Origin of the sequence: Vagococcus vulneris, from assembly GCF_003950515.1 — a bacterium.
GTDB classification, from domain to species: domain Bacteria; phylum Bacillota; class Bacilli; order Lactobacillales; family Vagococcaceae; genus Vagococcus; species Vagococcus vulneris.
Map to the genome: position 1 here is coordinate 13,304 of NZ_NGJS01000001.1, position 21,798 is coordinate 35,101.

Sequence of the window (21,798 nt, forward strand, 5' to 3'; positions counted from 1 at the left end):
TTTTTTATGTATGATCCAGATTTCTTTGTTTTTCGATTAAAGCATTTAAAAGGTATCGGCAATATCGGCTTATTAAAAATACTTCAATATTATTTAAATCATCCGCACGGCCCTTTTTATTGTAAAGACTTTATAAAAATTTCCGGGGTAAAAAAGCAGTATATTCAGTTATTTAAAACTTCTTATTTTTTGGCATTTGAAGAGTTAACTTATGATAATTATTTATTGTTTCAGAAAAAATACAAATTAATTTCTATTTTATCTGACGATTATCCAGTAGCCTTATCTAATATTTATAATCCGCCGATTGCTTTATTTTGTGCAGGAAATTCATCTATTTTAAATTCACAGAAATTAGCTGTTATTGGTACACGTAAAAATACCGAATATGGTAGAGATGTGATTGATAATTTACTGCCGGAATTAATAGAGAAACAGATTACTATTGTTAGTGGTCTAGCAAGAGGTAATGATACCTATGCACATAAGGCAGCAATTCGTTTTAAAGGAAAAACAATAGGTGTTATCGGTTGTGGACTAGATACCTATTATCCAAAAGAAAATCAGCGATTGCAGGATTATATGATGAAAAATCATCTAGTCATTTCAGAGTATATGCCCGGTACAGCACCATTACCTTACCATTTTCCTCAAAGAAATCGGATTATTGCAGGTTTATCACGAGGGATTTGTGTCATTGAGGCTAAAAAGAATAGTGGCACTTGGATTACTGCTAAATTAGGATTAGATGAAGGGAGAGATATTTTTGCTGTACCAGGTCCGTTATTCTTTGATAATTCAGAAGGTTGCCTAAGACTCATACAGGAAGGGGCTAAATGTGTTATAAAAGCATCCGATATTTTGGATGAATGGCAAGATATTAAATAACTTTCTTGACAAACGCCTATTTTATAGACTAAGATTGTTTACGATTGTTGAACAAAAAGAATTTAACTATTAAATAGCAGAAAAGAAAGGGATTATCCTATGAGTTATAAATACTTAGTTATTGTTGAATCCCCTGCCAAAGCTAAAACTATTGAAAAATATTTAGGAAGAAATTATAAAGTAGTGGCTAGTGTAGGTCATATCCGCGACTTGCCTAAAAGTAAAATGGGTATTGATTTTGAGAATAATTATGATCCGCAATATATTAATATCCGCGGAAAAGGTCCAGTAATTAAAGAATTAAAGAAATACGCTAAAAAAGCTGATAAAGTTTACCTTGCAGCCGATCCGGATAGGGAAGGGGAAGCTATTGCTTGGCATCTTGCCCATATTTTAGATTTAGATTTAAATGATAAAAATCGTGTGGTGTTTAATGAAATAACAAAAGATGCTGTGAAACAAGCATTTAAAGAACCACGTACGATTAATGTTGATTTAGTTGATGCTCAACAAGCCCGGCGGATACTAGATCGGTTGGTCGGGTATTCAATTAGTCCATTATTATGGAAGAAAGTAAAAAAAGGGTTGAGTGCTGGACGCGTTCAATCGGTTGCTTTAAAAATAATCATCGATAGAGAAAATGAAATACGTGAGTTTAAACCAGAAGAGTATTGGAGTATCGCAGGTAATTTTGTTAAAGGACGCAAAAAATTTAAAGCTAATTTTTACGGCCTTGATGGTAAAAAGATGAAGTTGCAAACAGCTGCGGATGTTAAAGTAGTTACGGATCGAATCAATGACCGTGACTATGATGTGACTAAAATCACAAAAAAAGAACGTAAACGGAACCCTTCCGTACCATTTACGACAAGCAGTATGCAACAAGAAGCTGCTAGAAAATTAAATTTTCGAACACGAAAAACAATGATGGTCGCCCAACAGTTATACGAAGGTATAAAATTAGGCAAGGGTCAGGGAACTGTCGGTTTAATTACATACATGCGTACAGATTCAACTCGTCTCTCGGAAACAGCTACAACAGAGGCGCATGATTTTATTATTGATACTTATGGATCTGAATATGCAGCTGGAAAACCAAAAAAAGGAAAGAATGCTAAGGGGGCGCAAGACGCTCATGAGGCGATTCGACCATCTAGTATTTTAAGAACTCCTGAATCAGTGAAAGAATTCTTAGATAAAGATCAGATGAAATTATACACGTTAATTTGGTCACGTACGGTTGCTAGTCAGATGTCACCAGCTGTCCTGGATACAATGCGAGTAGATTTAGAACAAAGTGGTGTGAAATTCATCGCTAATGGATCAAAAATTAAATTTCCTGGGTTCATGAAAGTTTATACTGAAGGCAATGATGACGGAAAAGATGAAAAAGAGAATATCTTGCCTGATTTAGCTGAAGGAGAAATAGTTAAGTCTGCTGATATTGAACCTAAACAGCATTTTACTCAACCGCCAGCAAGATTTAGCGAAGCGACGTTAATTAAGACATTAGAAGAAAATGGCGTAGGACGCCCGTCTACTTATGCACCCACACTTGAAACGATTCAAAGACGGTACTATGTCAAATTGAATGCCCGTCGTTTTGAGCCGACAGAACTTGGTGAAATTGTTAATAATTTAATGTGTGAATTTTTCCCCCAAATTGTTGATGTGAACTTTACAGCCGATATGGAAAAAGATCTCGATCATATTGCAGAAGCAAAAGAAGATTGGGTCGATGTGATTGATCGCTTCTACAAACCGTTTGAAAAGGTAATGTCCGACGCAGAAGTGAATATGGAAAAAATCCAAATAAAAGATGAACCAGCTGGTTTTGATTGCGAATTATGCGGTCACCCGATGGTTATTAAATTGGGACGGTACGGAAAATTCTATGCATGCAGTAATTTCCCAGAATGTCGCAATACAAAGGCAATTGTTAAAAAAATCGGAGTAACATGTCCTGAATGTAAAAAAGGTGATGTTATCGAGAAAAAAACCAAGAAAAACCGTATCTTCTATGGGTGTGATCGCTATCCTGAGTGCGAGTTTACATCGTGGGATAAACCAATTGGCCGAGACTGTCCTAAGTGCCATCATTATCTTGTTGAGAAGAAAGCAAAAGGTAGTATTCAAATTCAATGTAGCAATTGCGACTACAAAGAAACTGCTCAAAAATAAATATGTAGCAATTCTTTAGAAATTCTGTATAATCAATATTTGTTAAGGACTTAAATTAAAAGTATTTAAGTCCTTTTTCATTCATATCATAAATTGAGAAAGAGGTTTATAATTAATGACTGAACAAAAAGTTACTGTTATTGGTGCTGGGCTAGCAGGGAGCGAAGCTGCTTGGCAAGCTGCTGAACAAGGAGTAAAAGTTGATTTGTATGAAATGCGCGCAATAAAAAAAACGCCAGCACACCATACAGATAAATTTGCAGAGTTAGTTTGTACTAATTCTCTACGAGCAAACGGCATTACGAATGCCGCAGGTTTATTAAAAGAAGAAATGCGTCAATATAAGTCAATAATTATTGAAGCTGCTGATGCCACACAAGTACCGGCTGGAGGAGCACTAGCTGTTGACCGTGAAACATTTTCTCAGTATGTCACGGATAGGGTCAGTCAACATCCTAATATTACTGTTCATCATGAAGAAATCACAGAGATACCTGAAGAGGGAATTACAGTAATTGCAACTGGTCCACTGACAAGTGAACCTTTAGCTGAAAGTATCAGAGAATTTACTGAGTCAGAAGGGTTATATTTTTATGATGCTGCAGCACCCATAATTGAAAAATCGTCAATTGATATGGATATAGTATATTTAAAATCACGATATGATAAAGGTGAAGCAGCATATTTGAATTGCCCAATGACTAAGGATGAATTTTATGCTTTTCGTGAAGAATTAGTTAATGCAGAAGTGGCACCATTAAAATCGTTTGAAAAAGAAAAGTTTTTTGAAGGTTGTATGCCGATTGAAGTTATGGCTGGTCGGGGTGAAAAGACGATGACGTTTGGTCCGCTAAAACCTGTCGGGTTGGAAGATCCGAAAACTGGTAAGCGTCCATATGCAGTTGTTCAGTTACGCCAAGACAATGCGGCAGCTTCTTTATACAATATCGTCGGCTTTCAAACACATCTGAAGTGGGGCGAACAAAAACGGATTATTCGAATGATACCTGGACTGGAAAATGCAGATATTGTGCGCTATGGTGTTATGCATCGCAATACATTTATGAATTCACCTGAATTACTCAATGCTACTTATCAATCTCGTAAAAATGACCACTTGTTTTTTGCAGGACAAATGACTGGTGTCGAAGGATATATTGAGAGCGCAGCAAGCGGTTTGCTGGCTGGAACGAACGCTGCACTTTTAGCAAAAGGCAAAGAACCGGTTGTTTTACCAGTTGAAACGGCGATTGGCGGCATGGCTAATTATATTACGCATACATCGGGTAAACATTTTCAACCGATGAATGTTAACTTTGGCTTATTTCCAGATTTACCGGAACGAATTCGTGATAAAAAGGAACGGTATACAGCGATTGCTGAACGGGCCTTGGCAGCAGCAAAGATTTCAGCAAAAAAAATTAATGCCTAATACAAACGGCAAACTTTCCCATAAAGGAAAAGTTTGCCGTTTTTTAAGTGTTTTCTTCTAAGACTATTGCGCGCGTTGGACAATGTTTGTAAGCTTCTAGTAAGTCATGCGACAAGTTATCTTTGGTGGTGGAAATTATATGGATTTTTTCATCAGTATCTTTGAATTTAACGATACCGTTATCGTAATAATCAAAAACTGCAGGGGCTTTAATTTGGCATAAACCACAAGCAATACATTTTTCTGGTATAATTTTACATATCATCATGAAAACTCCTTTAAAGAGGTGATTATTTAATGGATTTATTTATTTTATCTTGTTTTAAACATCAACGCCTATCAAGATATTCTACATTGTACCATTTACTGGTTGGAAAAAAAACGGCTTCTGTCTTGATTTACGGCTATTTCAACAATATTTTGCCCTTTTTCAAACTTTTTCCAGATTTAAACGAAAATGACTTTAAACGAATAATCAGCAAATTAATTAAGGAAAAATTGCTAGTCAGCAGTGACAACAATTTAATAAAAATCAGTCCAAAAGGTTTGGATGCATTGCACCAAGCTTATTTACCAACCGTTAGTTCACTTTCAGGTCTTACCTATGGCAAAATTGATCAGACGTTTTGGACAAGTTTATTATTAGCTGTTCAAGTTTTTTCTGAAAAACGCTATGATCAATCAAACTATCTTCCGATAGAAACAAATGCATTCAAATTATATTCTTTTAAAAAGTGGTATAGGAAACAACCGGCTAACAGCGCAATTTTATTTGGGAAAGAATGGTTAAAATTATCTGAACACATGGAAGCATCAGAATTAACCATTTTGGTCAACCAATTAAGCGGTCATCAGCATATTGGCTATACCCTTGAACAAATTGCCTATAAACAACAAACATCAGTATTATTTATGTATATCGAATTTAAGAACAGTCTCCATAAATTGATTGAAATTATCCAAATGCATCCTCAGAAATTCTTAATATTTAATAGCTTATTGTCTAATGAGTTAATATATCGTCGCTCAGATACAGCTAGTTCCACGTATCAAACCTTTCTAAAGAATGCATCGATAGCTGAAACAGCAAAAGAACGTCGTTTGAAGGTAAGTACGGTGACGGACCATTTACTAGAATCTGTGTTGCAAAACCATGATAAACAATTTTTCTTAAATACCGTTTATCAGTGGGATTGTTTAAAAAAATTAAATTTATTTAGAGAATCACAGAATACTAGCTTTTATTCATGGAGATATAGCGATGTAAAAGAAGCTATACCTGAGCTTTCTTTTTTTGAATTTAGATTATTCCAGATTAAGCTGAAAGAGGATGAGATAAATGGAAACTGAGCTTTCGCTAACTACAATATTAAAAGAAAATTATGGGTTTGATGAATTTCGTCCTGGACAGGAAGAAGTCATCAGTAACTCATTGAGTGGATTGGATACTTTAGCGGTTCTACCGACTGGATCTGGGAAATCCTTAATTTATCAATTTGTTTCAGATGAATCCACCGGGCAGACATTAATTATCTCGCCCTTAATTTCCTTGATGGCTGATCAGGTCGCTCAATTAAGAGGAAAAGGCGAAAAGTCGATTGTCGCATTGAATTCACAACTTTCGTTTAATGAAAAAAAATTTGTCATAGGTCGGTTAAGTGAATTTAAATATATTTTTATGAGCCCTGAAATGCTTAATAAACCGGAAGTCTTAAAAAAATTAATATCATGTCAGATCTCACTCTTTGTTGTGGATGAGGCTCATTGTATCTCACAATGGGGTAACGATTTTCGACCAGATTATTTGCAATTAAAACATATTTTGCAGGAATTAGGCTATCCAAAAGTAATGGCATTAACAGCAACAGCAGCAGAGGATGTGATTGAGGACATAAAACAACAGATTTTTTCTTTTCGAGATGTTGCAAGCACAATATTATCAGTAGATCGTCCTAATATTTATTATTCAGTTAGAAACGTCGAGAGTAAAATTGATTACCTGATTGATTTTATCAGGGATTATCAAACAACAGGTATAATTTATTTTTCCAGTAAGAAAGAAGCTGATCGAATAGCCGAAATTTTAAACCAGCATACAGAGCAACAAGTAGCTGCTTATCATGGAGGAATGACAAATGAAGAACGTTTTGTGATCCAACAGCAGTTTATCCGAGGTGATATTGCAATCCTGTGTGCAACCAATGCCTTTGGTATGGGGGTAAATAAAACAGATATCCGTTTCGTCATTCACTATCATTTACCTGATAGTTTAGAAAATTATGCACAAGAAGTCGGAAGAGCTGGCCGCGATGGACAGCAAAGTATTGCTGTTTTACTTTATGATGAAGGAGATGAGCGAATCCATCAATTTCTTCAAGAAGATTCGTATCAGCAAAAGGCTGATTTATTGTTTTTGAAAGATAAAAAGTCAGCAGAATTAAAAAAATTACTGCCAATTTTGACAGATTTTCAATTGAAATGGTATCAATTATTAATAAAAAGTGATTGGGATTGGGAGAAATTTTCGAATCAAATAGAGGTTAGAAGACAGCAACAACAGTTCAGGTTGTTTGATATTAAAGACTTTGTTAAATCAACCCATTGTCGTAGAGGTGAGTTACTCCACTACTTTAACCAAGACCCACCTGAGAATCTCAATCAAACGACATGCTGTGATAACTGTTATCATACTTTTCCAAAAATCAGAAAAAATGAGAATGTAACATATAACCACCGATTAGTTAGTTATAAGGACATTGTAAAAAAACTATTTTTATTATAAAAAAAATGAGGAATTTATTTTAAAAATATGATAGAATAACTAAAGATGTGTCAAGGAGGTAAAACAGTGGATAAAAATAATAAAGATACAGAAAAGAAAAATGAAACAAATAATGAGCAAGAACCTTGGGAACAACCAATTTATGATGACAATGGAGATGAGTCTTCTCGTACAAATCGTCGTGGTAACGGTGAGGGTCGCAATTGGTATATGATTACGTTAATCACATTGTTATTCTTAGTTGTTATTGTGACGACATTTGCCATTTTATATTGGAATGTTAGTGCAAAAATGAATCCTAAGAAACCGGCAGAGAGTACTATTGCATTACAGTCTTCTTCTAGTACAGTTGAAGAAACTTCAACAAGCATCAGTGAAACATCAACAAACACTGAAGCATCGACATCATCGACAGCATCTTCGACTATGCCAACTTCAACAGTAACCTCTGTACCACAACAAACTACTGCTAGCACTTTTGCAGATGTAGAAAAACCCGTTGATCAAGGCGATGCGCAGGTCAATAATAATGTACAAGATCAACAGCGTCCGGCAACAGGAAATGATGCGATAGTTGGTCAGGGTGGTAATGTCAACTTGTACCGAATTGCAAAAAATAATGGTCTAACAGTAGATGAGTTATTACAAATGAATCCTGGTGTGGATCCTCAAAATTTACAAAATGGACAAGCAATTCGAGTGAAATAGATAAAAGTCGTCTTCCAGGCGACTTTTTAATTTAAAAAAAAGGTGTTAAACAATGACAAATAGAAAACAAATTGCGATTGATGGTCCTGCATCTGCGGGAAAGAGTACAGTTGCCAAAATATTAGCTGAAAAATTAGGTTTCGTATACTGTGATACAGGAGCTATGTATCGATCTTTAACTTTGGTTGCATTAAATAACAAGGTAGAAACAAATCAGGAAGAAGCTTTGTTAGATCTACTAAATGGCATATCGATTACATTTAAACAAATGGCTGATGGTCAACACGTCTTTATAGATGATCAAGATGTGACTACTCAGATACGGGGTGAAAGAGTAACAAGTTATGTATCTGAAGTATCGTCTTTTAAATCAGTTAGAGAAGAAATGGTTAGACGCCAACAAAAATTGGCTGATAAAGAGAGTATTATTATGGATGGTCGCGATGTGGGTACGGTTATTTTACCGGATGCCGACTTAAAAGTGTTCTTAGTTGCTAGTGTTGATGAACGAGCTGAACGCCGATTTAAGGAAAATAAATCAAAAGGAATGACAGTTGATTTTTCTGGAATTAAAGCAGATATTATAAGACGGGACGAGTATGATATGACGCGGAAAAACTCTCCGTTAACCCAGGCTAATGACGCAATATTAGTTGATACAACAGGTTTATCAATTGCTGAAGTTGTCTTAGAAATCGAGAAATTAGCTAAGCGTAATTTCTAAAATGTATGAACTAGTAGTTTTTGCTAGTAAAGTGTGTATATTTTCGGTAAAATAAATATAGAAGTACAAGTAACTGTTGTCTAGGAGGATGGAAAATGACTGAACAAATGAATGATATGTTAAACGCAATGGAAAGTGTACAAGATGTTGAAATAGGTAATCTTGTACAGGGCGAAGTTCTAACAATTGATGATAATAAACAAGTAGTCGTTGGAATTATTGGTGCTGGCGTAGAGGGTGTTGTACCAATGAAGGAACTTTCAACAGTACCGATTGATGACATTACTGAATTAGTCAATATTGGTGATGTGATGGATTTAGTTGTTATTTCTAAAATTGGTAAGGACAAAGAGAATGGTAGCTATTTACTATCAAAACGTCGCGTTGATGCAAGAAAAGTTTGGGAAGAAATTGAACAAGCGTATAAAAACGGTGAACTAATCAAAGGAACTGTTACCGACATTGTTAAAGGTGGTTTAGTAGTTGATACCGGTGTGCGAGGATTTATTCCAGCATCGATGGTGTCTGATCATTTTATTTCAGATTTTTCTGAATATAAGGGTCAAGAGATTGTCTGTAAAATAATTGAAATAGAGCCTTCTGAAAATCGTTTGATTTTATCAAGACGTGCAGTATTGGAAGAAGAAAACAAACGAGCTAAAGAGGAATTATTCTCTAAAATCGCAGCTGGTGACATTATTGAAGGTAAAGTAGCAAGATTAACTAATTTTGGTGCATTTGTCGATTTAGGTGGGGTTGACGGTTTAGTTCATGTTTCAGAAATTGCTCATCAACATATCTCTAAACCAGAAGATATCCTTACTGTAGGAGAAGATGTGAGCGTAAAAGTTTTATCTGTGGATCCAGAAGCTGGACGTGTGTCACTATCAATTAAGGATACACAACCTGGACCTTGGGATAATATTGCATCAAAAATAGCAGTGGGTGAAGTCTTAACTGGAATTGTTAAGCGACTAACAACATTCGGTGCGTTTGTTGAAGTGTTACCTGGTGTAGAAGGCTTAGTGCATATTTCACAAATTTCACATAAACATATTGCAACGCCTCATGAAGCATTGGATGAAGGGCAAACTGTCGAAGTAAAAGTACTGGATATTGACGAAGACAGCAGACGTATCGGCTTAAGCATCAAAGCTTTAGAAGAAAAAGAAGAACCAGAAATTACAGAAAACGAGTATGTTATTCCTGAAGAATCAACAGGTTTTACTTTAGGTGATGTGATTGGTGATGAATTAAATCAATAATAAAAAAATCTTTAGAAGAGACACTTATTTTGAATAGGTGTCTCTTTTTTTATTTCACCTTTAAAGAGACTTGAATTATTTTTGTGAATAATTTATAGTGAATAAATGAGCGACAATGAAAAGAGGAATTGAAAATGAAACCATCTATATATAATCTAACACAACAAGAATTGCAAGAGTGGTTAAAACAAATTGGAGAAAAAAAATTTAGAGCAATTCAAATTTGGGACTGGCTATATATTAAGCGAGTGACAAAATTTGACGAAATGACAAATTTATCTAAAGCGACAATTCAAGCACTGCAAGATGAATTTGTCATCAATCCATTAAATGAGATGGTTGTACAGGAATCAGCCGATGGGACTGTTAAATATTTATTTGAATTAGAAGATAAACATATGATAGAGACGGTTTTGATGCGTCAGAAATATGGATTGTCAGTGTGTGTGACAACTCAAATTGGCTGTAATATAGGTTGTACTTTTTGTGCTAGCGGTTTATTGAAGAAACAGCGAAACTTGACTACAGGTGAGATTGTTGCACAAATTATGCAAGTACAGCATTATTTTGATGCGAAACAAAAGGGTGAACGTGTTAGTCATATTGTTGTAATGGGTATCGGTGAGCCATTTGATAATTATAAAAATGTGATGAGCTTTCTGCGAATTGTTAATGATCCAAAGGGACTAGCGATTGGATCTCGCCATATGACGGTTTCAACTAGTGGAATTATTCCCAAAATACGCGAATTTGCTTTAAATGATATGCAGGTTAATCTAGCTATTTCATTACATGCACCTAATAATTTAGTCAGAACTCAAATTATGCAAATTAACAAGGCCTATCCAATTGAAAAATTAATGGATGCTGTCGATTTTTATTTATCCAAGACAAACCGGCGAATTACTTTTGAATATATCATGTTATCTAAAGTAAATGATTTACCAGAACATGCAAAAGAACTAGCTGATTTATTAAAAGACAAAAAGAAATTAGCGTATGTGAATTTAATCCCATATAATCCTGTTGATGAACACGATAACTATCAACGAAGTACCAAGGAGGACATTTTGGTTTTTTATGATATTTTACAAAAATATGGTATAAATTGTGTGATTCGACAAGAACATGGCACAGATATCGATGCAGCATGCGGTCAGTTGCGTAGTAAACAAATGAAAAAAAGAAGTAGTAGGTAAAATAAATTGACTCAGGGAAGTCTCTTTGATAGAATTCTGTAATTACTATCTTTGAGGAGTTTTAAATTAATGAAAAAAATAAAAATAGGTATCGCCATTAATGAAATTCAAGATGCTGGTGATATCTTACATAATTTACCAATTAGTTATATACCTTCTGGTTATGTGAAAGCAGTTCAAAATGCAGGAGGATTACCAATCTTGTTACCAATAAGTTCTCCGCAGGATGCCACAGACTATGTGTCGTCTATTGATAAGTTAATTCTTGCCGGCGGACAAAATGTTAACCCTGAATATTATAATGAACAACCAATTTTTGATAAGTCATTAATGCATAATCAGCGGGATTCATTTGAGTTGGCTTTAATTGATGAAGCTTTTAAGCAAAAGAAACCGATTTTAGCTATTTGTCGAGGAATGCAGTTACTGAATGTCAAACTCGGTGGAACACTCTTTCAAGATATTAGTCAAGATGAGGTAATTAAGCATATGCAAGCTCCGCTTTCACGTGAACTATTAACACATGATGTGATAACTGAATATGAAAGCGTGTTGAATGATTTATATGGTGATACAACTAAAGTGAATTCATTTCATTTTCAATCAATAAAATTACTTGGTAAAAATGTTCGAGTGACAGCGAAAAGTCAAGATGAAATTATAGAAGGTATTGAGTCAGAAGATAATAGTAAAAGATTTATCGGTGTTCAATGGCATCCTGATTTTGTTTACAATACAGAAGAAAAAGAACAAAAATTATTTAATTATTTCGTCGCATCATTTTGAAAGAATTTAGGTAAGAATTAATTTTATTATTGACTTTTTGAAAGAGATTTCATAAAATGAGGTATGTAATTCGTACAGATAGCACTTAAGGGTGCCGAGATAGAGGCGAAATTTATCGTAAAGATAGATTTCGTTTTTTTATTTTTGAGGAGGAGAATAAATTTATGGATCAAAAGAAGTTTCATGTTAATTTAGCGGTATTAGCTACGGGAATGATGGCTTTTTCCGGAGTGCTGATAGAAACCGCGATGAACGTGACCTTTCCAACTTTAATGAAGCAATTTAATATTTCAACATCGCAAGTTCAATGGGTAACTACTATTTATTTATTGATGATATCTATTGTCGTACCTTTGTCATCATATTTGATTAAAAACTATAGTAAGCGACATTTATTTATTGTTTCTAGTCTATTTTTTGTATTGGGTGTAATTGTTAATGCTTTTTCTATTACTTTTACTTTATTATTAATTGGTCGAATATTACAAGGGATAGCAACAGGTATTGCTTTACCTTTAATGTTTAATATCATCTTGACGAAGGTTCCTGTAGAAAAACGAGGAATGATGATTGGTATTGGTAATTTGACAACTTCAATTGCTCCGGCAATGGGACCAACCTATGGCGGTATTTTAACAACTCAACTTGATTGGACTTATATTTACAAATTTTTGGTGCCCATTTTAATTGTGTCATCTACTATAGGGTTGTTTGCAATACCCAAGGAACCTGTGTCTAAAATGGATACGATTAATAGTAAGGCAGTTATATACTTATCGATAATGTTTACCGGTTTACTATTCTTTTTCAGTTATGCCACAGAATTTAAAGGTTGGGCAGCATTAATTATAGGTATTGTGGGCGGTTTCTTCTTCTTTAAATCAAATGCGAAAAAAGTTCTGCTAAATTTAGCTGTTTTTAAAAATAAATTATTTTCGATTTATTTATTATCATTCTTAGTGTATCAATCTCTTTTATTAGGTGTCTCATTTATTTTGCCTAATTTTATTCAGATAGTGGGTCATGTACCTGCATCAAAAGCTGGAATGATGATGTTTCCTGGAGCATTAGTTGGTGCTTTGTTTGCACCGATCTCAGGAAAAATTCTTGACAAGATCGGATATAAAAAACCCATTGGATTAGGCTGTACTTTAGCGGCTGCCGGCTGGTTGATGTTAGTTTTATTCATACACACAGCTAGTGTGCCATTGATTATTTTATCGCATGTTATTTTTATGATTGGTGTTGGTCTTTCATATAGCAATGTAATGACTGTTGGTCTATCTTCGATTGGTAAAGATCTTCAAGACGATGGAAATGCAGTATTTAGTACACTGCAGCAATTTATGGGTGCAGTAGCGACTTCATTTGTTGCGATTATTGTGGGAATTTTTCAAAATATGGCACCAAATAAAATTATCGGTACAACTCAAGGATCGACTGTTGCTTTAATTTGTTTACTAGTATTGCTTGTTATCAGCTCGTTACTGGTTTTTAAAACATTTAAGAAAAAATAAAAGAATCCGTTTAGGGTTCTTTTTTTCTAATGGAAATAACCAATCTAAGATTTTACTCATAATGAGTTTAAGAATGGCTCACTTAAAAGTATTAGTGTAGAATAAAATAGTTAGAAATTAGAAAAGGGGGAGCAATATGGAAAACAAAAAATCAATGTTGTATCTAGCTATTATGAATTTATTCCTTGTATTTCTCGGAGTTGGTTTGATTATCCCAGTCATGCCGATGCTACAAAAGATAATGGGACTTTCTGGCACAACAATGGGCACGATGGTATCCGTATTAGCATTGTCTCAATTAATAAGCTCACCATTGGCTGGTTATTTATCTGATAAATTAGGCAGAAAAAAAATAATTGTGACAGGTATGTTTGTATTTGCTATTTCTGAAATAATTTTTGGTCTAGGTCATACTGTTAGTTGGCTATACTTTTCACGAGCATTGGGTGGCATCGCGGCTGCGCTGATCATGCCTTCTGTTACAGCCTATGTTGCGGATGTAACGACACTAGAGGAACGTCCCAAAGCTATGGGGCTTGTTTCAGCTGCTATTAGCGGAGGTTTCATTATTGGCCCAGGATTAGGAGGTTTTATTGCACACTTTGGTATTCGTGTCCCGTTTTTTGTAGCAGGAGCGTTAGCAATTATTGGTGGACTGTTATCTATTTTTGTTTTAATAGAACCGGAAAAACAAATTGTTAGAGACCATACAAACCAAGAATCTTTTGTGGAGACGTTAAAAAACCCAATATTTATGTTTCCATTTGTTATTATATTAATTTCAAGTTTTGGTCTACAAGCTTTTGAGTCTATTTACAGCATCATGGCGGCTATAAATTTCGGTTTTAATACTACCGAGATAGCTTTGTTAGTTACGGTCAGTGGATTATTAGCATTAGTCTTTCAAATTGTGTTTTTTGAACCAATTGTGCGAAAAATAGGTGAAATTGGACTTATTCGTATTTCATTTTTAGCTAGTGCTGTTTTTATTGGTGTTATCGCATTTAACCACACTCGATGGGTAGTTGCTGTCAGTACTTTTGTGGTATTCTTGGCATTTGATATGCTGCGTCCAGCAATAACAACTTTTTTATCAAGACATGCTGGAGAAAAGCAGGGGACTATAAATGGGTTGAATTCTACATTTACCAGTATTGGGAATATAATTGGTCCACTGATGTCAGGTGTGCTGTTTGATATCAATCATTTCTATCCGTACTATGTGTCAGCGTTAATTTTATTATTTACAACTTTTTTAGCTATGTTTTGGAAAAAACCAAAAACAAATTAAGAATTAAGGGTGTCCACCTTTAATTCTTTTATTTTATAAAAAGGAGACTATCCAGATGTATCGACAAATTGATTTTAATGAATTTAAGAAATTGTATCAAGAACACATGATTTATGATTTTCCTGCTGATGAATTAAAAACATTAGCAATGTATGAAAGATTATTTATGGAAGATGTTTATACGTGTTATGTGTATGAAAAAGAACAAAAATTATTGGGTTACGCTTGTTTTGTTTGGAAAAACCAACAATACCAATTACTTGATTATTTTGCAGTTAATAGAAATTTTCGCGGTTCAGGTGTAGGATCTGAAATGTTGTCATGGATACAGTCAAAACCAATCGCTGATGTTATTATTTTGGAATGTGAAGATCCAGATTTTGCGGACTCGGAACAAGAAAAGAAAGTCCGCGAAGACCGGATTCGCTTTTATTTAAAAAACGGTGCGGTGAACACCGGATTTAAACTGTGTGTTCATCATGTTGAATTTGTTGTTTTGATTTTACCAATTAAAGTGACTTCGGAGTTTAATTTAGAAGATTATTTGTTTTCGATTTATCATATGATAAACCCGAAATTATTAGACGATTTATGATATACTAATCTATCGAGAGGATGATGGTAATGGAACAGTTGTTAGGTAATATGTGGACCGGTTTAATTATTAATGAAAATGAGACACATTATTTTGTTCAAAAAAACGGTATGACTTTTAGTATGGATAAGACCGAAGAAAAACCGATGAATATCGGTGATATGGTGGAGGGCTTTGCTTACCGTAATCAAAAAGATGAATTAAGATTTACACAAGATATTCCAAAAGTACGACAAGGTAAATATGCATTTGGAACTGTGAAAAAAACGCGTAAGGATTTAGGGGCTTTTGTAGATATAGGACTCGCTGATAAAGATATTGTTTTATCTGTTGACGAGCTACCAGCAATGAAGGAACTATGGCCGAAAAAGGGTGACCATGTGTTGGTTTCGCTTAAAGTTGATGACAAGGGGTTGTTATGGGTAACTTTGGCTGATGATACTCAGTTCTCGGCTATGTCTCGTCCTGCCAAGGAAGAGACAATGCACAATAAAGATGTTAAAGGGATCGTTTATCGTGTCAAATTAGTCGGAACTTATTTTATTACGAGTGATTATTATTTAGGTTTTATTCATCCTGACGAACGCTATCAAGAGCCAAGGTTGGGTGAGCAAGTATCTGGGCGAGTTATCGGAGTTAGACCGGATGGCATTTTGAATGTTTCGTTAAAACCACGTGCGTATGAAGTTATTTCATCTGATGCAGATATGATTTTAACTTTCTTGAAACGTTCACCGGAGCAAAAAATTCCATACACAGACAAGTCGAATCCAGAAGAAATAAAAAAAATATTTGCAATCAGTAAGGGCCAATTCAAACGTGCATTGGGAAATTTAATGAAACAGCATTTAATTGAGCAGAAAGACGGATATACTTATTTAGTGAAAACTACTGATAACGAGATTGAAGCACCTGAAGATTAGTTGATTTTAAGTCAGTTATAAATTATAATTGATACAAATCAAATGGGTCTTAGTATCCTTTTATTTATAATAAATATAAAAAGGAGAGCGTTACGCAGTGAGCCAAACAATAACTGCTTTAAATAAAGTGAAAAAACAATTGCATGAAGCCAATTATAAATTAACTCCTCAAAGAGAAGCCACAGTTTGTGTGCTGCTTGAAAACGAAAAAGACCATTTATCTGCTGAAGAAATCTACATGCTTGTCAAACTAAAAACACCGGAAATAGGTTTAGCAACAGTCTATCGGACGTTAGAAATGCTGACAGAATTAAATATATTAAATAAAGTCAATTTTGATGACGGTTTGGCCAGATATGATATGCGTAAAGAAGGAGCTAAGCATTTTCATCATCATTTACTATGTATTGAGTGTGGTGCTATTGAAGAAATTGAGGAAGATTTATTAGATGATGTGGAGAAAATTGTCGAGAATAATTATCACTTTAAAGTGACTGATCACCGTTTAACATTTCACGGTATTTGTTATAGTTGTCAAAAAAAAGGTAAGTGAGGGGCCGCTGATTTTTAGCGGTTTTTTTTATTAAAAAAACCTAAAAAACGAATTAATGATTTAATCGTTTTTTAGGAAAAAATTGAAGAAATCCTTTGGAGTGATTGTCAATTCTTTGGACATAAATCTCTCTGAAATGATACTGATCAATAAGAATTTTAGGATTCACAATATAACCATCTTTTTGCAAGTATGTAATTTGTTCGCTGACCAGTCCGTTTACTAATTCAAATTCTAATGGTATGGTTGCTTGAAGTCTAAACTTTTTCTCAGAGTCTAACAAAAGAATTGTCGCCAGAACTATCGGCTTCAGAGGTTGCTGCTCATAAAAACAGGTTTTAGTCTTTACAATATTTGCAAGATTTGATAAATGGTAGTAATTAATAGTTTGACTTGAAATTTTTTGATTCTCATTGATAATGTTAATATCACTTTTTTTTACAGGTTGAAGTTTGATAAGTTGAAATTCTGAATTCAACAATCTTTTTGCACGCGCATTCTTTGAAAAAAAGTCTTGATTTGCTAGTTCAGTCAAATGTGTATCAATTTCCTTTTTAATAGTTTGTTCTTTTTGACGAAGCTCGGTGGTTAAAAAGCGGTAAATAGGATACGCAACCGCTAAAAAGCTTGTAAATATAAACAAAAAAAGTAATGCGATGGTCAATAGAAATGATGGGTGAAAATGGAAGTAAAAGAAAAAAGTGAGTACTATGATAATAGGCATAGTTAAAATTAACGACGCTTTGAACAAGAGTATTTTTTCTTGGTATATCGTGTTAAACTCGTCATGATATGTTTCCGAATTCACGCCGATGATTGGGAATAGCGCTAAATTATGGTAGTTACATTTTTTTGGAAACACGTACTTGCCCCCTATATTATTACAATAATTTTATTGTATAATGTGAACGAAAAAAAGTCTATTATAATTTTCATTATAAAAAAATAGTTAACATAATAATAGTATTTATAACTATAAACTGTTACAATGATTAGCGATAAGAGAGGGATTCGAATGCATGAATTTGAAGAGTATGTCCATTATTTAAAAATTGAACGTGGATTATCAGCTAATACAATAGAAAGTTATAGTCGTGATTTAAAACAATACTTAGATTTTTTAGCCAAACGAAATCAATTGAACTGGCAGACTGTTGACCGTTATATTGTTTTAGATTTTTTGGAAGAATTAAGGGTACAAAATAAATCTTCCGCTACAATTATTCGCATGGTTTCTAGTTTAAGAAAATTCCACCAATTTTTAAGACAAGAACGGTTTACGGAAATCGATCCAATGCAGCATATTGATACACCAAAAAAAAGACAGGCTTTACCCAAGACGCTTTCCATTGAGGAAGTTGAAAAAATTATTGAAGCTCCAGATACGTCTGATATTTTGGGTATTCGTGATCGGGCTATTCTCGAAGTAATGTATGCAACAGGATTACGTGTGACAGAACTTATTTCGCTAAAATTGGACGACTTACATTTATCGCTAGGATTGATACAAACGATTGGTAAGGGTGATAAAGAGCGTATTTTACCGCTTGGCGATCAAGCAATTTTTTGGATAAATAAATATCTTGAAGAATCACGACAATCATTATTAATAAAAAATAAACAAGGTGATACACAGATTTTATTCCTAAATTATCAAGGAAAACCTTTCTCACGTCAGGGAATTTGGAAAAATTTAAAACAGTACGTGTTATTTACCGGTATTAATAAAGATGTCACACCGCATACCTTGAGACATAGTTTCGCCACTCATTTATTAGAAAATGGAGCAGATTTAAGGGTTGTGCAAGAGTTGTTGGGACATGCTGATATATCTACGACCCAAATTTATACCCATATAAGCAAAAAAAGGATGGCAGATGTCTATAAAGAGTACTTTCCAAGAGCTTAAACCAATGTAAAAGGGTGGAAATAACGGAACATGGAAGAATTAAAAATAAAATTAGATGTATTTGAAGGACCATTGGATTTATTATTGCATCTGATTAAAACGTTAGAAATTGATATTTATGATATTCCAATAGCTCAGATCACGGATCAGTATATGTCGTATATACATTCGATGAAGGTGTTGGATTTAGAAATTGCTGGTGATTATATTGTTATGGCTGCGACTCTGATGTCTATAAAAAGTAAAATGCTTATACCTCAAGTAGCAGAATCAATAGCGGAGGAAAGCGATTATCATGAAGAAGAAGATCCACGTGAACAGTTAGTTAATCAGTTATTGGAATATCGGAAGTATAAGTACGCAGCATCGGTATTAAGAGATCGAGAAGTGGAAAGAGAACAGTTTTTTACTAGAGAACCTGCTGATTTAGCGGAAGTTGCAATTGGATTTAAACCGTTGGATGAACATGAATTAACAATCATTGACTTATTTTTAGCTGCGCATGATATTATTCAACGAAAGAGCGAAGAGACTAGTTTTGGTGAAGCTAACATTTATATGGAATCCTATACAATAGAAGATAAATTATTAGAGATTTCAGAAAAAATAGTTAATTTAAGCAAAGGCGAGGGACTTAATTTTTCAGTGTTGATAAAGGCATCAAACCGAACTGAGATTGTGACCACCTTTATGGCTATCCTCGAATTAATCAAGTCAGGTCAAGTGCTCGTTGAACAGAATACAATAAATGCGCCAATCATTTTATTTAACAAACATAGTGATGTATAGGAGTTACATATGAAAGATATATCAAAGTTAGAGGCGCTGCTGTTTGTCTCCGGAAATGAGGGTCTCAGTTTAAATGAACTCTCATTTTTCTTAAAAGAAAATACGGCAGCTAGTTATCACTTAATCACACAATTAAAAAAACAATACGAACATGATGATAATTCAGCCTTGCATATTTTAGAAATAAACAACCGCTTTGTTTTAGCTACCAAATCTAAGTATGCTGATTTATTAAAGGAATATGCACAATCGTCTGTTCAGCAATCGATATCACAAGCGGCAATTGAATGTCTAGCTATAGTCGCATACAAACAACCGATAACGCGTTCGGAGATAGATCAGATTCGCGGTGTCAAATCATCAGGTCCGCTGCACAGGTTACTGTCCCGACGACTAATAGAAGAAATAGGACGTATGGATGGACCAGGTCGCCCCATTCTGTTCGGGGTAACGAATTATTTCATGGATTATTTTGGTTTAAAAACATTGGAGGATTTACCGTCAATTTCTGAGTTAGAAGCAGAAGCAGAAATGGTAGAATCAACTGATTTATTTTTTGATCGTTTTAAAGAGAAATTTGAAGAACTAGAAATAAGTGAAGAAAACAAGGAGGCATTTTAATGGAGAGATTACAAAAGGTATTGGCCCATAGGGGGGTTGCGTCAAGACGCAAATCTGAAACATTAATTAGTGAGGGTAGAGTAACTGTTAATGGAAAAGTGATTAAGGAATTAGGTGTGAAAGTCAGTGCAACAGATCATATTGAGGTTGATGGAGTTCCAGTATATCAAGAACAGCCAGTTTATTTTTTGTTTTATAAACCTAGAGGAGTTATTTCTGCCGTTTCAGATGATAAGAAACGTCGTGTAGTGACTGACTATTTTCCACATGTTATGGAAAGAATTTTCCCAGTGGGACGATTAGATTATGATACATCAGGAGCTCTGTTAATGACGAATGATGGTGAGTTTGCTAATTTATTAATGCATCCAAAACATGAGATGACCAAAACATATGTCGCTAAAATTAAAGGGACACCCCATGCCAATGATTTGAAAAAACTAAGAACCGGAATTGTTATTGAACATCGAAAAACGGCTCCAGCGAGTTATAAGATTTTGTCAGTGGATCGTAAGAAAGGAACTTCGATTGTGGAACTGGTGATTAAAGAAGGTCGTAATCATCAAGTGAAAAAAATGTTTGAAGCAGTCGGATATCCTGTCATTAAACTGAAAAGAGAAAAAGTCGGTGAATTAACGCTTCAAGGATTAACTTCTGGCGATTATCGAGAATTGACGAAAAAAGAAGTCAGTCAGTTATATGTTGCTGCAAAAAAAGATTAAATAGAATCGTTTGCTTAACGGTAAATATTATGTATAATAAAAGTGTAAAATAAAATAAAAAAGGTCGTCTTCACGGGCAGGGTGTAATTCCCGACCGGTGGTTATAGTCCACGAACTGTTTAAGTAATTAAACAGCCGATTTGGTGAAATTCCAAAACCGACAGTTAGAGTCTGGAGTAAAGAAGATAGAGCTTATTTGAGATATCTTAAATTAAGCGCTGTTCTTTGTCATGCTCAGAAGTGACGAAGGATTGGCGTTTTTTATTTTCATTCTCAGGTAGTCTCGGAAGGTGATCCTTAACAGGAGGATTTTTCATGAGAAAAAGCAAGACAGAAAAGATGGTAGTTATTGCGGTATTATCTGCGATGGCGTATGTGTTAATGTTAATTAGTTTTCCAGTTATTCCAGTTTTTAGTTGGTTGAAAGTCGACTTTAGTGATATTCCGGTACTAATAGGTACTTTTATCTATGGTCCATTGGGAGGAATCGCCACAGCGTTTATTCGTTCGGGACTTCACTTTATCACGACAGGCGGCGACTTGCCAAATTTAATTGGTGATACTACTGCATTTGTTGCATCAGTTGTTTTCTTATTGCCAATCTACAAGAGTGCTCAGGTAGGAAAGACAGGTAAAAATTTGATTATCGGCATGATTTCTTCTACCTTATTATTAACAGTATTTATGGCTGTTGCTAATTATTTTGTCATTACACCATTATACCTTAATTTGTTAGGTATGGATTTTGGTATGCCGATTGCTACAATGGTTTTATACGGGATAATTCCTTTTAACTTAATAAAAGGTGTCATGGTCAGTGTTGTATTTGCTGTTGTTTATAAAAAAGTATTACCTATTTTAGAAAGACGCGTGCATAAATTAGCAAAATAAATAAAAAAAGTATCGATTTAGC

At 34.4% G+C, this 21,798-nt stretch carries 22 protein-coding genes and 1 riboswitch; of the genes, 20 read left to right on the forward strand and 2 right to left on the reverse strand.

The window, feature by feature from the left end; translation table 11 throughout:
- The first annotated feature begins 6 nt into the window (after positions 1 to 6).
- The 3 genes from dprA (at position 7) to trmFO (ending at position 4,501) form a co-directional block, all read left to right on the forward strand.
- Positions 7 to 888 (forward strand): DNA-processing protein DprA, encoded by an 882-nt coding sequence (gene dprA, locus CBF37_RS00090; protein ID WP_125982773.1) that lies wholly within the window; start codon positions 7 to 9, stop codon positions 886 to 888.
- Between the two features lie 99 nt (positions 889 to 987).
- Positions 988 to 3,069, forward strand: coding sequence for a type I DNA topoisomerase (topA, locus tag CBF37_RS00095; RefSeq protein WP_125982774.1), 2,082 nt, complete (start codon positions 988 to 990; stop codon positions 3,067 to 3,069).
- 115 nt (positions 3,070 to 3,184) lie between these two features.
- Positions 3,185 to 4,501 (forward strand): methylenetetrahydrofolate--tRNA-(uracil(54)-C(5))-methyltransferase (FADH(2)-oxidizing) TrmFO, encoded by a 1,317-nt coding sequence (gene trmFO / locus CBF37_RS00100; RefSeq protein WP_125982775.1) that lies wholly within the window; start codon positions 3,185 to 3,187, stop codon positions 4,499 to 4,501.
- A gap of 43 nt (positions 4,502 to 4,544) precedes the next feature.
- Here the strand turns inward: trmFO and CBF37_RS00105 are convergent, their stop codons facing one another.
- A complete protein-coding gene (locus CBF37_RS00105; RefSeq protein WP_125982776.1) occupies positions 4,545 to 4,766 on the reverse strand; it encodes a ferredoxin in 222 nt (73 codons plus the stop codon).
- Between the two features lie 32 nt (positions 4,767 to 4,798).
- On the opposite strand from CBF37_RS00105, the gene CBF37_RS00110 reads away from it, so the two are divergent.
- The 12 genes from CBF37_RS00110 to fur all read left to right on the forward strand — a co-directional run bounded on the left by CBF37_RS00110 (position 4,799) and on the right by fur (position 16,844).
- Positions 4,799 to 5,851, forward strand: coding sequence for a YpbB family protein (locus tag CBF37_RS00110; RefSeq protein WP_125982777.1), 1,053 nt, complete (start codon positions 4,799 to 4,801; stop codon positions 5,849 to 5,851).
- Positions 5,841 to 7,283: a RecQ family ATP-dependent DNA helicase gene (locus CBF37_RS00115; RefSeq protein WP_125982778.1), complete on the forward strand. Its 1,443-nt coding sequence runs from the start codon at positions 5,841 to 5,843 to the stop codon at positions 7,281 to 7,283. The genes CBF37_RS00110 and CBF37_RS00115 overlap by 11 nt, the downstream gene beginning before the upstream one ends.
- 66 nt (positions 7,284 to 7,349) lie before the next feature.
- Positions 7,350 to 7,991, forward strand: a complete 642-nt coding sequence (locus tag CBF37_RS00120) for a LysM peptidoglycan-binding domain-containing protein (RefSeq protein WP_165866583.1) — start codon at positions 7,350 to 7,352, stop codon at positions 7,989 to 7,991.
- 52 nt (positions 7,992 to 8,043) lie between these two features.
- Positions 8,044 to 8,715, forward strand: a complete 672-nt coding sequence (gene cmk / locus CBF37_RS00125; RefSeq protein ID WP_125982780.1) for a (d)CMP kinase — start codon at positions 8,044 to 8,046, stop codon at positions 8,713 to 8,715.
- A 95-nt stretch (positions 8,716 to 8,810) separates the two neighbouring features.
- Entirely contained in the window at positions 8,811 to 9,980 is a 1,170-nt protein-coding gene (gene rpsA / locus CBF37_RS00130; RefSeq protein WP_125982781.1) for a 30S ribosomal protein S1, read from the forward strand.
- A gap of 134 nt (positions 9,981 to 10,114) precedes the next feature.
- Positions 10,115 to 11,179 carry a dual-specificity RNA methyltransferase RlmN gene (rlmN, locus tag CBF37_RS00135; RefSeq protein WP_125982782.1) on the forward strand — a complete coding sequence of 355 codons (1,065 nt, stop codon included), beginning with the start codon at positions 10,115 to 10,117 and terminating at the stop codon, positions 11,177 to 11,179.
- Positions 11,180 to 11,248: 69 nt separating this feature from the next.
- On the forward strand, positions 11,249 to 11,965 hold the full coding sequence (locus CBF37_RS00140; protein ID WP_125982783.1) for a gamma-glutamyl-gamma-aminobutyrate hydrolase family protein: 717 nt from the start codon (positions 11,249 to 11,251) through the stop codon (positions 11,963 to 11,965).
- A 164-nt stretch (positions 11,966 to 12,129) separates the two neighbouring features.
- Positions 12,130 to 13,482 carry an MFS transporter gene (locus CBF37_RS00145; RefSeq protein ID WP_125982784.1) on the forward strand — a complete coding sequence of 451 codons (1,353 nt, stop codon included), beginning with the start codon at positions 12,130 to 12,132 and terminating at the stop codon, positions 13,480 to 13,482.
- Between the two features lie 136 nt (positions 13,483 to 13,618).
- Entirely contained in the window at positions 13,619 to 14,773 is a 1,155-nt protein-coding gene (locus CBF37_RS00150) for an MFS transporter (protein ID WP_125982785.1), read from the forward strand.
- Between the two features lie 55 nt (positions 14,774 to 14,828).
- Entirely contained in the window at positions 14,829 to 15,368 is a 540-nt protein-coding gene (locus tag CBF37_RS00155) for a GNAT family N-acetyltransferase (protein ID WP_125982786.1), read from the forward strand.
- Between the two features lie 29 nt (positions 15,369 to 15,397).
- Positions 15,398 to 16,291, forward strand: coding sequence for a CvfB family protein (locus CBF37_RS00160; RefSeq protein ID WP_125982787.1), 894 nt, complete (start codon positions 15,398 to 15,400; stop codon positions 16,289 to 16,291).
- 97 nt (positions 16,292 to 16,388) lie between these two features.
- Positions 16,389 to 16,844: a ferric iron uptake transcriptional regulator gene (fur, locus tag CBF37_RS00165; RefSeq protein ID WP_125982788.1), complete on the forward strand. Its 456-nt coding sequence runs from the start codon at positions 16,389 to 16,391 to the stop codon at positions 16,842 to 16,844.
- Between the two features lie 52 nt (positions 16,845 to 16,896).
- Here fur and CBF37_RS00170 read toward each other — a convergent pair whose 3' ends face one another.
- Complete coding sequence (locus CBF37_RS00170; protein ID WP_125982789.1) at positions 16,897 to 17,706, reverse strand: hypothetical protein; 810 nt, start codon at positions 17,704 to 17,706, stop codon at positions 16,897 to 16,899.
- Between the two features lie 153 nt (positions 17,707 to 17,859).
- On the opposite strand from CBF37_RS00170, the gene xerD reads away from it, so the two are divergent.
- The 5 genes from xerD (at position 17,860) to CBF37_RS00195 (ending at position 21,776) form a co-directional block, all read left to right on the forward strand.
- On the forward strand, positions 17,860 to 18,753 hold the full coding sequence (gene xerD, locus CBF37_RS00175) for a site-specific tyrosine recombinase XerD (protein ID WP_125982790.1): 894 nt from the start codon (positions 17,860 to 17,862) through the stop codon (positions 18,751 to 18,753).
- A gap of 30 nt (positions 18,754 to 18,783) precedes the next feature.
- A complete protein-coding gene (locus CBF37_RS00180) occupies positions 18,784 to 19,542 on the forward strand; it encodes a segregation and condensation protein A (RefSeq protein ID WP_125982791.1) in 759 nt (252 codons plus the stop codon).
- A 9-nt stretch (positions 19,543 to 19,551) separates the two neighbouring features.
- The gene (scpB, locus tag CBF37_RS00185) at positions 19,552 to 20,163 is read left to right on the forward strand and encodes an SMC-Scp complex subunit ScpB (RefSeq protein WP_125982792.1); all 612 of its coding nucleotides are present in this window, start codon (positions 19,552 to 19,554) and stop codon (positions 20,161 to 20,163) included.
- Positions 20,163 to 20,885 carry a pseudouridine synthase gene (locus CBF37_RS00190; protein ID WP_125982793.1) on the forward strand — a complete coding sequence of 241 codons (723 nt, stop codon included), beginning with the start codon at positions 20,163 to 20,165 and terminating at the stop codon, positions 20,883 to 20,885. The genes scpB and CBF37_RS00190 overlap by 1 nt, the downstream gene beginning before the upstream one ends.
- Before the next feature lie 62 nt (positions 20,886 to 20,947).
- A riboswitch (FMN riboswitch) is annotated at positions 20,948 to 21,076 on the forward strand.
- A gap of 124 nt (positions 21,077 to 21,200) precedes the next feature.
- The gene (locus CBF37_RS00195) at positions 21,201 to 21,776 is read left to right on the forward strand and encodes an ECF transporter S component (protein ID WP_125982794.1); all 576 of its coding nucleotides are present in this window, start codon (positions 21,201 to 21,203) and stop codon (positions 21,774 to 21,776) included.
- Positions 21,777 to 21,798: the final 22 nt, after the last annotated feature.

Excerpts from the sequence above, each read along its gene's own strand:
- dprA (WP_125982773.1), top strand. The coding sequence starts at position 7 with ATGTATGATCCAGATTTCTTTGTTTTTCGATTAAAGCATTTAAAAGGT.
- topA (WP_125982774.1), top strand. The coding sequence starts at position 988 with ATGAGTTATAAATACTTAGTTATTGTTGAATCCCCTGCCAAAGCTAAA.
- trmFO (WP_125982775.1), top strand. The coding sequence starts at position 3,185 with ATGACTGAACAAAAAGTTACTGTTATTGGTGCTGGGCTAGCAGGGAGC.
- CBF37_RS00105 (WP_125982776.1), bottom strand. The coding sequence starts at position 4,766 with ATGATATGTAAAATTATACCAGAAAAATGTATTGCTTGTGGTTTATGC.
- CBF37_RS00110 (WP_125982777.1), top strand. The coding sequence starts at position 4,799 with ATGGATTTATTTATTTTATCTTGTTTTAAACATCAACGCCTATCAAGA.
- CBF37_RS00115 (WP_125982778.1), top strand. The coding sequence starts at position 5,841 with ATGGAAACTGAGCTTTCGCTAACTACAATATTAAAAGAAAATTATGGG.
- cmk (WP_125982780.1), top strand. The coding sequence starts at position 8,044 with ATGACAAATAGAAAACAAATTGCGATTGATGGTCCTGCATCTGCGGGA.
- rpsA (WP_125982781.1), top strand. The coding sequence starts at position 8,811 with ATGACTGAACAAATGAATGATATGTTAAACGCAATGGAAAGTGTACAA.
- rlmN (WP_125982782.1), top strand. The coding sequence starts at position 10,115 with ATGAAACCATCTATATATAATCTAACACAACAAGAATTGCAAGAGTGG.
- CBF37_RS00140 (WP_125982783.1), top strand. The coding sequence starts at position 11,249 with ATGAAAAAAATAAAAATAGGTATCGCCATTAATGAAATTCAAGATGCT.
- CBF37_RS00145 (WP_125982784.1), top strand. The coding sequence starts at position 12,130 with ATGGATCAAAAGAAGTTTCATGTTAATTTAGCGGTATTAGCTACGGGA.
- CBF37_RS00150 (WP_125982785.1), top strand. The coding sequence starts at position 13,619 with ATGGAAAACAAAAAATCAATGTTGTATCTAGCTATTATGAATTTATTC.
- CBF37_RS00155 (WP_125982786.1), top strand. The coding sequence starts at position 14,829 with ATGTATCGACAAATTGATTTTAATGAATTTAAGAAATTGTATCAAGAA.
- CBF37_RS00160 (WP_125982787.1), top strand. The coding sequence starts at position 15,398 with ATGGAACAGTTGTTAGGTAATATGTGGACCGGTTTAATTATTAATGAA.
- xerD (WP_125982790.1), top strand. The coding sequence starts at position 17,860 with ATGCATGAATTTGAAGAGTATGTCCATTATTTAAAAATTGAACGTGGA.
- CBF37_RS00180 (WP_125982791.1), top strand. The coding sequence starts at position 18,784 with ATGGAAGAATTAAAAATAAAATTAGATGTATTTGAAGGACCATTGGAT.
- scpB (WP_125982792.1), top strand. The coding sequence starts at position 19,552 with ATGAAAGATATATCAAAGTTAGAGGCGCTGCTGTTTGTCTCCGGAAAT.
- CBF37_RS00190 (WP_125982793.1), top strand. The coding sequence starts at position 20,163 with ATGGAGAGATTACAAAAGGTATTGGCCCATAGGGGGGTTGCGTCAAGA.
- CBF37_RS00195 (WP_125982794.1), top strand. The coding sequence starts at position 21,201 with ATGAGAAAAAGCAAGACAGAAAAGATGGTAGTTATTGCGGTATTATCT.